The sequence below is a fragment of the Bradyrhizobium sp. BRP23 genome (assembly GCF_020194135.1).
GTDB classification, from domain to species: Bacteria; Pseudomonadota; Alphaproteobacteria; order Rhizobiales; family Xanthobacteraceae; genus Bradyrhizobium; species Bradyrhizobium yuanmingense.
Window position 1 is genome coordinate 48,917 of record NZ_JADYVW010000012.1, and the last position, 12,390, is coordinate 61,306.

The window sequence follows — 12,390 nt, forward strand, 5'->3', positions numbered from 1 at the left end:
TCTCCCGCAAGCGGGAGAGGTGCAGCGAGTGCTTGGCCAGCAGATCAATCCAAAGCCAACCGCCCTCAAATATCGATCGTCGCGCTCAGCGAATGTTCCTGAATGAAATCGCGGCGCGGCTCGACGACGTCGCCCATCAGCTTGGTGAAGATGTCGTCGGCCTCGTCGACCTCCTTGACCTTCACCTGGAGCAGCGAGCGTGCCTCGGTGTCGAGCGTCGTTTCCCAGAGCTGCTCCGGGTTCATCTCGCCCAGGCCTTTATAGCGCTGCAGGCTGATGCCCTTGCGACCCGAATCGGTCACGGCCTCGAACAGATCGACCGGGCCGTGGACCACGTGCTCGGAATCCTTGCGCCGTAGCTTGCCGGAGCGGGCGTAAACGTCCTGGAGCTTGGTCGTGTATTCGTCGAGCTTGCGCGCCTCGGCCGAGCCAAGCAGCGCATCGTCGATGACGGCGGCTTCCTTGACGCCGCGCACGGTGCGCTCGAACAGGAAGCCTTGACCCTCGATGAATTGTCCGACCCAGCCGCGCTCGACCTCCTCGGCCTGGTTGTCCAGCCGGCTCGCGATGTATTGCGCGGCGGCCGCCGCCTTCTCGGGATCGCCGTAGATCTCCTTGTTCAGCACGCCGGTGATCGCGGCCTGCTCGACCACCTTGCGATTATAGCGGCTGTGCAGGTTGCGCAGGACGCTGCGGACTACGCGGGCGTCGTCGACCAGCGCGCGCAGATCGCGCCCGGAGCGGTCGCCGCCGGTGCCGGGGATGTACACGCAATCATCGAGGCCGGCGTCGATGAGATAGTCTTCCAGCGCCCGCTCGTCCTTCAGGTACTGCTCGGACTTGCCGCGTGAGACCTTATAGAGCGGCGGCTGGGCGATATAGAGATAGCCGCCATCGATGATGTCGCGCATCTGCCGGTAGAAGAACGTCAGCAGCAGCGTGCGGATGTGGGCGCCGTCGACGTCGGCGTCCGTCATCACGATGATCTTGTGATAGCGCAGCTTCTCGACCGAGAACTCGTCGCTGATGCCGGTGCCGAGCGCGGTGATCAGCGTGCCGATCTGCTCTGACGACAGCATCTTGTCGGGACGCACGCGCTCGACGTTCAGGATCTTGCCGCGGAGCGGCAAGACGGCCTGGAACTCGCGGTTGCGGCCCTGCTTGGCGCTGCCGCCTGCCGAGTCGCCCTCGACGATGAAGAGCTCGGACTTGGCCGGATCCTTTTCCTGGCAGTCGGCGAGCTTGCCCGGCAGCGAGGAGACCGAGAGCGGGCTCTTGCGCGTCAGCTCGCGCGCTTTTCGCGCAGCTTCACGGGCCGCCGCGGCCTGGATCACCTTGCCGACGATCATCTTGGCTTCGCTCGGGTGCTCCTCGAACCAGGCGGCAAGCGCCTCGTTAAGGACGTTCTCGACCACGGGGCGCACTTCCGAGGACACCAGCTTGTCCTTGGTTTGCGACGAAAACTTCGGATCGGGCACCTTCACCGAGAGAACGGCGGTGAGCCCTTCGCGGCAATCGTCGCCGGTCAGCGCGATCTTTTCCTTCTTGGCATTGGCCTCGGCATAGCCGTTGACCTGGCGCGTCAGCGCGCCGCGGAAGCCGGCGAGATGGGTGCCCCCGTCGCGTTGCGGGATGTTGTTGGTGAAGCACAGCACGTTCTCGTGGTAGCTGTCGTTCCACCACAAAGCGGCCTCGACGCCGATGCCGTTGGCTTCCGAGCGCACCATGATCGGCGCCGGCACCAGGGCCTTCTTGTTGCGGTCGAGATATTTGACGAACTCCTCGACGCCGCCGGAATAGAACATCTCCTCGCGCTTCTCGACCGCGTGGCGCATGTCGGAGAGCACGATGTTGACGCCGGAATTGAGGAAGGCGAGCTCGCGTAAGCGATGCTCGAGCGTGGCGAAGTCGTATTCGATGTTCTTGAAGGTCTCGGTCGAGGCCAGGAACGTCACCTCGGTGCCGCGCCGGCCCGGCGCCTCGCCGACCACCTTCAGCGGTGCGACGGCATCGCCGTGAGCGAACTCGATATAGTGCTCCTTGTTGTCACGCCAGATGCGCAAGCCGAGCTTGCTCGACAGCGCGTTGACGACGGAGACGCCGACGCCGTGCAGGCCGCCGGAAACTTTGTAGGAGTTCTGGTCGAACTTACCGCCGGCGTGCAGCTGGGTCATGATGACCTCGGCCGCCGAGATGCCTTCGCCCTTGTGGATGTCGACGGGAATGCCGCGGCCGTCGTCGCGCACGGTGACGGAATTATCCGCGTTGAGGATCACCTCGACGCGCGAGGCATGGCCGGCGAGCGCCTCGTCGATGGCGTTATCGACGACTTCGTAGACCATGTGGTGCAGGCCCGAGCCGTCGTCGGTGTCGCCGATATACATGCCCGGGCGCTTGCGGACGGCATCGAGTCCCTTGAGCACGCGGATCGATTCCGCGCCGTAATCGCTCGCGTTGGAGGGCTCGTTTTCGGCAGCGTGCTGCCGAGCAGGTTCTGTCATGAGAGGCCTTCGAGATGTCGCCCGAATCAGCGGCGCAAAAGGCGCTGATTTGCGGGGCTATTTGTGCCATGAAAGACCGCTTGCGCCTAGCGCAAAGTATCCTCCGGCAACCCTTTGAGCAGATAGGGTTTTTCGGCCGGTTTTCAAGGCGCCGGAGGGCCGATTCTGGGCGCCGCAAAAAGCCCGATTCGAGGGCAGTTTTTTGCCTCGAAAAGACGTGGATTTTTGCGGGGGCCAGGAAGAGTGGTTTTGGGGCACCTGAACTGATTCATCGATCGCCGTCATGCCCGGCCTTGTCCTGGCATCCACGTTCTTGGCGTCGCGGAAGACGTGGATGGCCGGGACAAGCCCGGCCATGACGATACCGCGAATCTGAAAGCGTGCAGCCTCAATACATCTGCAGCGGCAGCACGTCGCCGCTCGGGCCCACCAGAAGGCCCCAGGCCTCGCCGGCGGCAACGGTCAGGGACTCGCTACGCGCAGGGCGGCCGGGCAGGCGCAACGCGTACACGTACTTGCCGGGCGGCAAGTCGAGCATCGGGCCTTTCGGTGATTGCGGGCCGCCGGCGCCGGCTGCGATCTTCACCGTCTGCTTGTTGATCGTCAGCGCGACCTCGTTCGCTGCCATGTTTCCGAGCATGAGCCGCGCTTGTCCCGCCTTCGGCATGATCTCGGCCTTGGCCGCGGCATCGGCATTCTTCTGCGCCAGGCTGACCGTGGTCTCGCCCTTGGCGCGGCCGAGCTTGAGCACGGCGGGACCTTGCGGCGAGGTGAATTCGATCTGCGCGCGTTCTGCGGACGCGGCTGCGCCGTCGGTCTTCTCCTGCCAGCCCAGCTTTGCAAGCTCGGCCCGGTAGAAGGCGAGGACCTCGTCGAGCGAAGCGGGGATGCGGGCCTCGAGCTCGCGGCGGAGCGGCGCTTCGCCTCCGGGTATCTTGGTGGTCGCGAGCGATTTCGACGAACGCTGCGTCGGTACCGGCAGCGGGGACTCAGGATCGGGCTTGAGCGGCTCGGCGGATTTGGCCTGAACCTCCACCTCCGCGCCGGCCGCAGCCTTGGCCGCTTCCGTCACCAGGCCCGATCCGTCGGCGCGGACATTCACCTTCGGGCCCATCTGCATCACCGTCATCGAGATCGACTTGCCGCCCTTCGAGAACGCCATCACCGCCATGTTCGGCTGGTTGATGACGGAGGGCTGCTCCTTCCAGCCCGAGCTCTTCAGCGCCGCCCGATAGAAGCTGCTGAGCGCCTTCACGCTCGAGGCCGAGGAGAATTCCAGGTGGCCGTCGCCGCCTTCGAACGTCACGGCTTCGGCGTTTTCGGGCAGCGGCACCGGCGTCTTGCCGTCAGCGAGCGCGGTGAGCGGGGCGTCCGACAGGGAGGCGGCCTGCGTCTTGCGCCTGATATCATCGGCCGCAATGAGCTGCTGAGCCGTACCCAAGGCATCGCTCAGGAACCTCGCGTCGGCCTCCTTCTTCGCCTTGGCGCGGGCAGCGAGCGCGGATTCCTTCACCTGCGCGGTCAGGCTGACCATGGTGAAATCATATTTGCGGCCGAGCCGCAGCACGCCGGTTTCATCAGAGTTGGAGATCTTGATCGCCACCTCGTCGCCGGGCGCGAGCGGTGCGCTGCCATCCTCCTGCCAGCCGCGCGCGGCGAGCTCGCGCTGATAGAAGGCGCGCACGGCGGGCAGCTCGGCGATCGCGGCGGCCGAGATCTCGCGCTTGTTCGAGCTGGCGCTGCCGAGGCCCCGCGCAGATTTGGTCGGCTTCGGCCGCGGCAGGCCGGCCATATCGTCGTCGGCCTCGAGCACCTCCGGCAGCGCGAACGGCGCCACCCTGATCTCGACATTGGTGCGGCCATCGTCGCGGCGCGTCAGGGTCAGCATCACCGGCTTCTGGTAGATGTGCGTCGCGTCGCGATCGGGGTGGTCGTAGAAGACGCGAACGCCGTTCGGAACGGCTCCGGCAAGATCGGCGTTCGGCCAGCGCGATGCCGTATCGGGGTTAAGCTTGCGCCACCCCATCGCCGCCATGTCCTTGGTAAAGAATGCTGCGGTCGCATCGAGCGCGCCGGGCGCAATGCAGCTGAGATAGGGCCGGGTCTCGTCGAACACGAGATCGATCGCGCCTTCCGGAAAGGGCACGTTCGCATATATCCGGTTCGGCGTGTAGAACACGGCGGACTGGTCGGGTCGCCCGCGCGCCTGTGTGAAGGAAACGCGCAGCCCCTGCCGTCCCTTCTTGAAGGTCAACGCTGCGCTTCTCTCATCCAGGGGATACACATAGGGCACCCAGCCGTCGGCGCTCAGCAGCTTCCTGGTGGCGTCCGACGTGGCGGCAAGCGGGGTCGGCACGGTGTAGATCACGCGATAGGTGTCGGGACGCGAAGCGTCCTCCACCGCGCCGTCGAGCCGCGGCAGCGTATGGACGTCGACGATGCCGTCGTCTGCCGCGCCGGCGGGACGCGAGGGAATCACTATCGCGAGAATGCCGCAGGCAAGCAGCAGCCATCTTGCCGGGACTTGCGCCCCGCGCCGGATCATCGGCATCGTCAAAAAACTCCTGGATGTCGCGCGGGTCGTCATGCCCTTGCGCATTGGCGGGCTGCGGCGCCGTCGGCGCGGCCTCAGACGAGGAGTCGCGCCGGGAACCGGAGAGGTTCAACAGGCTCAGTACAGCTGCAGCGGCGGCCAGGCGTCACCGTCGCGCCCGACCGTGAGCTCCCAGGTGTCGCCGGCGGCGACGGTGAGGATGTTCGTGGTGGCGGGTTGGCCTGGGACGCCCAGCCTGTACGAATACTCGCCCGGCGCGAGGTCCAGCGCGACGGCGTTCGCGCCGGCCGGGCGCGGGATGGTCCGCTCGTTGATGGTGAGGACCGCTTCCTTGTCGCCGATATTGCTGAACACCAGCTTCGCCTGGCCGGGCTCGGGCAGCACGTTCGCCTTTGTCGCCATGTCCGCGTTCTTCTGCACCAGATGAACCGAGGTGCCGGAATCCTTGCGGTCGAGCTTCAGCGCGGCCGGCCCCAGCGGCGAGACGAAGGCGAGCCGGATGTGATCGGCATTGATCACGGCGCCATCATGCTGCTCTTGCCAGCCGAGCTTGCGAAGCTCGGTCCGGTAGAAGGCGAGCACGTCGCTGAGCCCCGCGGGCACGGTGGCCTCCAGCCTGACGCGGAGCGGCGCGTCGACGCCCTGCATCAGCGTGGTGTGGATCCCTCTGTAAGTATAGCGGGTCGGTGCGGGCAGCTTGGCATCGGAATCCAGCGTGAGCGTCGTCGGAAACAGATGCGGCAGCGAGGCACCAGCGCTGGCCGCGAGCATGCACATCGCAAACAGGGCGAAGCCGCACGCAAACAACTGCCATCGTGCCGGGGCTTGCGCCCCATGCCTCACCGCCGTCATGCTCATGCTCCAAGGATGTCGCGCATGTCCGAGTGCTGCGCGATGGCCGCTTCTTGCGGCCTCAAGCAGCTAGTCGCGATCTGGAACAGGCGGGTTCAATGCGGCGGCCTAGCTGCGGGCCGAGACTCGTCCGCTCTCGACGTCAAACACTTCGCCCCCCGCGCCGATCTCGGCGAAGGCGGCAGGATCCGCACCGGTCAGCCACACCTGCGCGCCGAGCTTCTTCAGCTCATCGAACAGCGCCGCCCGGCGGTTCGGATCGAGATGCGCAACCACCTCGTCGAGCAGCAGCAGCGGCACGATGCCGGTCATCTCGGCGACCAGGCTCGCATGCGCCAGCACGAGGCCGATCAGCAGCGCCTTCTGCTCGCCGGTGGAGGCATCGCGCGCCGGCATGCTCTTGGGCGCGTAGATCACCTGGAGGTCGGTGAGATGCGGGCCGTCGGTGGTGCGGCCGGCGATCGCATCGCGCGGGCGGTTGTCGCGCAGGATCTGGCGGTAGCGGTCCTCGACCGAGGTCGCGGTCTCCTCGAGCAGCGCATTCTCCATCCAGCCGTCGAGCGCGATCTGAGCGGACGGAAATGCGGATGCCTGTGCGCGCGCGTTGAGCATGCCGGTGAGCCTTGCCGCGGTCTGGCCGCGCGTGGCCGCCACCGCGACGGCGAGCTCGGCCGTCTCGCGCTCGATCGCGTCGCACCAATGGTCGTCGTAATTACGCGTCTCCAGCAGGCGGTTGCGCGAGCGCAAGGAGCGCTCGAGCGCGTTGATGCGGCTGGAATGCTCGCTGTCGATGGCGAGCACGAGACGGTCGAAGAAGCGCCGCCGTTCGGACGCTGCGCCCATGAACAGCCCGTCCATGGCCGGCGTCAGCCACACCATGCGGATATGATCGCCGAAGGCGCTGGCCGAGCCCACCGGCTCGCGGTCGATGCGGCAGCGCCGGCTGACCGTGGTATCCGCGCGCGGCGCATCGATGCCGGTGCCGAGCGTCGCCAGCCCCAGCGCGCCCTCGACCTGCGCCGACACCGCCCAGGAGCCGTCGCCCTGGTTGTCGGCGACATCCTCCAGCGTCGCCCGGCGCAGGCCGCGGCCCGGCGACAGGAACGAGATCGCCTCGATGCAATTGGTCTTGCCCGCCCCGTTCGGTCCGACCAGCGCCACCAGATCAGCCGCCGTCTCGAGCCCCGCCGCCCGGTAATTGCGAAAATGCGTCAGCGTCAGCCGATGAATGCGGGAGGGGGTCATGAGATCCGTTTTCCGTCATGCCCGGCCTTGTGCCGGGCACCCACGTTCTTGGCTCCGAAGACGTGGATGGCCGGGACATAGGCGGAGCAAAGCGACGCCGTCCTTTCGGACGGCTACGCCGGCCATGACGATGTAGTGACAGGTGTGGATGCCGGTAGGTCTCACACCCGCATCGGCATCAGCACGTACAGCGCGCTCTTGTCGTCGCGGTCCTGCACCAGGGTCGGCGAGCCGGGGTCGGCGAGGCGGAGCGTGGCGACGTCGCCTTCGATCTGGGCGGCGATGTCGAGCAGATAGCGGGAGTTGAAGCCGATATCGAGCGCGTCGGAGGCGTATTCGACCTCGAGCTCTTCGGTCGCGCTGCCGGAATCCGGATTGGTCACCGACAGCACCAGCTTGCCCGCCGACAGCGACAATTTGACCGCGCGGCCGCGCTCGCTCGAAATCGTCGAGACGCGGTCGACCGCGTTCTCGAAATCCTTCTTGTCGACGACGAGCTCCTTGTCGTTGTTCTGCGGAATGACGCGGCCGTAATCGGGGAAGGTGCCGTCGATCAGCTTCGAGGTCAGCACGACGTTGCCGATGGTGAAGCGGATCTTGGCCTGCGACAGCTCGATCGTCATCTCGGCCTCGGTGTCCTCGATCAGGCGCTGCACCTCGCCGACCGTCTTGCGCGGCACGATCACGCCGGGCATGCCCTCGGCGCCCTTGGGCTGCACCAGGTCGAGCTGGGCGAGGCGGTGACCGTCGGTGGCGACACCGCGCAGGGTGGCGGCCTTTGGCGTGCCGGCGGCATGCAGATAGATGCCGTTGAGGTAATAGCGCGTCTCCTCGGTCGAGATCGCGAACTGGGTGCGGTCGATCAGCCGCTTGACGTCCTTGGCGGCGAGCGAGAACGAATGCGACATGTCGCCGGCGGCCAGATCCGGGAAATCGTTCTCCGGCAGCGTCTGCAGCGTGAAGCGCGAGCGGCCGGCGCGGATGGCGAGCACGGCGCGGTCGCCGTCGGCCTCCAGCACGATCTGCGAGCCGTCCGGCAGCTTGCGCACGATGTCGTAGAACATGTGCGCCGGTACCGTGGTGGAGCCCGCGGTCGCGGTTTCCGCCGGCAGCGTCTCGGTCACTTCGAGGTCGAGGTCGGTCGCCTTCAGCGACAATTTCGCGTTCTCGGCGCGCACCAGCACGTTGCCGAGAATCGGGATCGTGTTGCGGCGCTCGACCACGCGGTGGACATGGCCCAGCGACTTCAGCAGTTGTGCGCGTTCGACCGTAACCTTCATTGCACTACTCGCCCGATCCCTTAGGAAAACACAGCGTTGAGAAGGCCGGGCGGCGGGACGCGCGCCACGGCATCGAAGACCCCGACCGGCCGGATCATTCCTGCCGATATGACCAAAGCCGTCTGGGTCGCGCAAGGTGGCGCGGATGGCCCGCAGATTCAAGGCATTGGGGCCAGTTCCCCACGATTTACCGCCTCAAAACGAAGACCGCCGCCCAGGCAAGCCGGGGCGGCGGGAGCAGGGCGGGAGCCCTAGGCCTTTATTCCTGAAGCTGGCGCTTCAGCGATTCCACTTCCTCCGACAGCGCGGTGTCCTTGGAGACCAGCGCCTCGATCTTGCGCACCGCGTGCAGCACCGTGGTGTGGTCGCGTCCGCCGAAGCGGCGGCCGATCTCGGGCAGCGAGCGCAGCGTCAGCGTCTTGGCGAGATACATCGCCACCTGGCGCGGGCGCACCACGTTGGCGGTGCGGCGCGAGGACAAGAGGTCGGAGCGGCTGACATTATACTGCCGCGCCACCACGCGCTGGATGTCCTCGATCTTGATCCGCTTCGGCTCCTGCGGCCGCACCAGGTCGCGCACCTCGTGCTCGGCCATCTCCAGCGTCACCGGCCGGTTGTTGAGCTTGGAATGCGCCAGCAGCCGGTTGATAGCGCCTTCGAGGTCGCGGCCGTTATGGGTGATGGTGCGCGCCAGATAATGCAGCACCTCCTCGGGCACCTCGAACGTGGCGTGATGGGCGCGGGCCGCCGCGACGCGCGACTTCAGGATGCCGTGGCGCAGCTCCTCGCCGAGCGATCCCATCTCGACCACGAGCCCGCCGGCGAGCCGCGAGCGGACGCGATCGTCGAGGCTTTCCAGATCCGATGGCGGACGGTCGGCCGCGATCACGACCTGGCGGCCGGCGTCGATCAGCGCGTTCAGCGTGTGGCAGAACTCGGCCTGCGTCGACTTGCCCTGCAGGAACTGGAGGTCGTCGATGACAAGCACGTCGATGCCGCGCAGCGCTTCCTTGAAGGCCAGCGCCGTCTGCGTCTTCAGCGCGGCGACGAAGCCATACATGAATTTTTCGGCCGTGAGATACAGCACCTTGCGCTCGTTGCCGGAATTGCCGGCCCAGGTCACGGCCTGCAAGAGATGCGTCTTGCCGAGGCCGACGCCGGCATGGATGTAGAGCGGGTTGAACATCACGGGGTCGCCACGACGCCCTTCGGCGACCTGGCGCGCGGCCGCATGGGCCAGCGTGTTGGAGCGGCCGACGACGAAGCTCGCGAAGGTCAGGCGCGGATCGAGCGGCGAGCCGCCGAGCGCGTCGTGATTGGCCGAGACCGGCGCGGTCGCGGTCGAGCGCAATTCCGGCATCGGCGCGCGGCGCGCCTCGACCGGCGCGGGCGCTTCCTTCGGCTGCGCCGAGGGTCGCACGGCGGACCGCACCGTGAGGTCGATGCGATGCACTTCCGGCATCTCGGCCTGCCAGCACGACAGCACGCGCTCGGCATAATGGGCCTGAATCCAGCTCTTCAGGAATCGCGTCGGCACCGAGAGCCGCACGCTCTCGTCCTGCACGCCTTCCAGATCCATGCGCGCAAACCAGCTCGTGTAGACGTCCTCGCCAACGCTCGAGCGCAGCCGACCCTTCACGCGTGACCAGCGATCCTGTTCCATTGTCATCGTCAGAAAACTTCTCTTGAGAGATATAGTTGCGTTTGTGAGCGCCATGCAGGGTTCCTGCCACGGTCCCTGAAGTGACGCGACCTCGAGCGAGTCCATCGTCGGGCATGGCTCGACCGTTCGGCGCGAACGCCGCGGGTCAGATCAGCGATGTCAGAGATGGAGGGGTCGCGAGGTCAGCGCGTACTCGGCGCTCCGTCACGCGCGGGAGGCTGGAAATCCGACGGGGCTGAAACGGCATCGTTGGAAAAGGAAACGTGCTGCAATACCGCGTTGAGTCCGTAAGACATGATACCTCCCCGTCCTGCCGTGATCGCTCACGACAAGGTCCTGCGTGTCCTAAAGACAACCGCGCCGTACTCCTGTCGCGGATGCCTGCCCAAATGTACTAGTCGTCCGCTCGACTTCGCCACCTTGCGTGCCGGGGTAGCTTCGCGATGTCTCTCATATGAGCCTGGCGCGAGTAGATGCGCCTGGCGCGAGCGGGAAAGGTCCCGCTTGGAAACATTCAGACAAAGAGCTACCATTCCCACATTGCTGTGGGTTTTGCACCGACATCACTTTTTGAAGCGTCGCCTACGTGCACACCGCCGCCGATTTGCACGCTCGCCCCGTTTCCTAAACCGCGCTGGTCTGAAGATCGTGGGCGCCGCTGACTGGGTTAAGGAATACACTAAGCGGAAAGACTCGCAACGAAATTGATTCACAGTTGAGCCGTCAAAAAACTTGACCTCGGTTAACGTCGCACAGGAGTTGTTCACAGGCTGCGAAGCAAGTTTTTGAATCCGTGCACAGAATCGAGAAGGCCGCGCGTCATGTGACAATTCTCGTTCAGCGCCAAATTATTTTTATAAATTCGTCATGCGCCCGACGTGCGGGCGATTTTTCCAAATGCTTGTCGCTGCTATGTTGATAAGTGATTATCGAGCCATCGCTTTTCGAGACTCGTTTTGCAGGGTAACTCCACCGTGACACACGTTCCGGTGAATCTACGGTGTGCAGAACTCTCATCGGCCATCGATTCAATTCGCGCCCGCCTCACAGGGGTTTTTTGCAACGCAGTGAAGTTTCCTCTGTTGCAGAACATCGGCAGGTAGAATTACGGAATGAAGACTGACGCAGACGATGTAAATCATCCAAGCGAGGCGTGAGCCTCGCGTGACTGCTTGCGTGAATGTGACAGTCAACAAAAAAGCCCGGCGCGAGGCCGGGCTGTTTGACGCGCTGACCGGATCGACCGATCAGACGATGTCGCCAAGATGACTTAGCAGATTTACTTCGCGAGCTTGGCGATCTGCGCGGTGAGGCGCGAGACTTTGCGGCTGGCGTTGTTCTTGTGAATGATGTTGCGCTGGGCGGCGCGCATCAAGGCGGGCTCGGCCGTCGCGAGCGCCTTCACGGCAGCGGCGCGGTCGCCGCTCTCGATGGCTTCCTCGACGTTGCGCACGGCGCCACGCATCTGGGTGCGGCGCGACTTGTTGACGGCAGTGCGGCGGGCGATCTTGCGCGTCGCTTTCTTGGCGGAAGTGGTATTGGCCATGGTCTCAATGTCCTTTGCGGGTACCGGTCGCGTCTTGGTCGGGTAGCGCCGGCTTGCTTGACCGCGGAATCGACGCTCGGATTTAGGGTGTTCGGTTGCTGGGCCGTTCCCGGAACATGAGCGACCGCCTTGCGGCTGTCTCTGAGGCTCCAAGGTGTCTTCAAGCTCGGATGAGTCCTGAAGCCCAGGGTGCCTGCAACTGCTCAAAGAACAGCGGCGGCGGGATTGCGCCCACCGCCAGTTGGCGCCCTTATAGAGAGGGTCTTTCGCACCGTCAACGCTTTCGGGCGCCGGAAACGCCCCTTTGGCGGCCTGGATGAGTGCCGTAACGCCCTGAAGAGGTTGAATTTCTGCCGTCGCCCGGCTATTGGCTGGCATCGTTCCGAAAAGGTCGTCCGCTTCGACGGCCATCGTAGGTGAGGCATGATCCGCGGCTTTTTCCGACTGATTGGGCTGTTGCTGCTCGCCGGCGGGTTCATCTTCATGGTCTATGACGGCGCCCGCTGGGTGGCCGACCAGACCCTCAAATTCACCCGCTTCGGCCAGTTCTGGAACGATATCAATCAGGCCAGCCAATCGGCCTTCCGCACCTGGGTCGAGGCCAAGGCGCCCTGGCTCTGGACCTCGGTGATCCGCCTGGTGCTGGAGCAGCCGGTCTTCGCCGTCCTCGGCATTCTCGGCATCCTCCTGATGATCTTGTTCCGCCCGCGGAAACCGCTGATCGGCTATTCCCGGGATTGAGCCTGCAG

The 12,390-nt window shown here is 65.2% G+C and carries 8 protein-coding genes; 1 reads left to right on the forward strand and 7 read right to left on the reverse strand.

Annotated elements, in window-relative coordinates; all coding sequences use genetic code 11:
- Positions 1-65 precede the first annotated feature (65 nt).
- From gyrB to rpsT, 7 genes are all read right to left on the reverse strand, one after another.
- Positions 66-2,501, reverse strand: a complete 2,436-nt coding sequence (gene gyrB / locus I6F24_RS28005) for a DNA topoisomerase (ATP-hydrolyzing) subunit B (protein WP_036002622.1) — start codon at positions 2,499-2,501, stop codon at positions 66-68.
- A gap of 388 nt (positions 2,502-2,889) precedes the next feature.
- Positions 2,890-5,052, reverse strand: coding sequence for a hypothetical protein (locus I6F24_RS28010; protein ID WP_225152269.1), 2,163 nt, complete (start codon positions 5,050-5,052; stop codon positions 2,890-2,892).
- 120 nt (positions 5,053-5,172) lie between these two features.
- Positions 5,173-5,907, reverse strand: coding sequence for a hypothetical protein (locus I6F24_RS28015; protein ID WP_225152271.1), 735 nt, complete (start codon positions 5,905-5,907; stop codon positions 5,173-5,175).
- Between the two features lie 108 nt (positions 5,908-6,015).
- The gene (recF, locus tag I6F24_RS28020; protein WP_036002616.1) at positions 6,016-7,152 is read right to left on the reverse strand and encodes a DNA replication/repair protein RecF; all 1,137 of its coding nucleotides are present in this window, start codon (positions 7,150-7,152) and stop codon (positions 6,016-6,018) included.
- Positions 7,153-7,313: 161 nt separating this feature from the next.
- A complete protein-coding gene (gene dnaN, locus I6F24_RS28025; RefSeq protein WP_036002613.1) occupies positions 7,314-8,432 on the reverse strand; it encodes a DNA polymerase III subunit beta in 1,119 nt (372 codons plus the stop codon).
- 259 nt (positions 8,433-8,691) lie between these two features.
- Complete coding sequence (dnaA, locus tag I6F24_RS28030) at positions 8,692-10,101, reverse strand: chromosomal replication initiator protein DnaA (protein ID WP_036024069.1); 1,410 nt, start codon at positions 10,099-10,101, stop codon at positions 8,692-8,694.
- A 1,273-nt stretch (positions 10,102-11,374) separates the two neighbouring features.
- Positions 11,375-11,641 carry a 30S ribosomal protein S20 gene (rpsT, locus tag I6F24_RS28035; protein WP_036002606.1) on the reverse strand — a complete coding sequence of 89 codons (267 nt, stop codon included), beginning with the start codon at positions 11,639-11,641 and terminating at the stop codon, positions 11,375-11,377.
- Between the two features lie 423 nt (positions 11,642-12,064).
- Between rpsT and I6F24_RS28040 the strand changes: the two genes are divergently transcribed.
- A complete protein-coding gene (locus I6F24_RS28040) occupies positions 12,065-12,382 on the forward strand; it encodes a hypothetical protein (RefSeq protein ID WP_025033220.1) in 318 nt (105 codons plus the stop codon).
- Positions 12,383-12,390 lie beyond the last annotated feature (8 nt).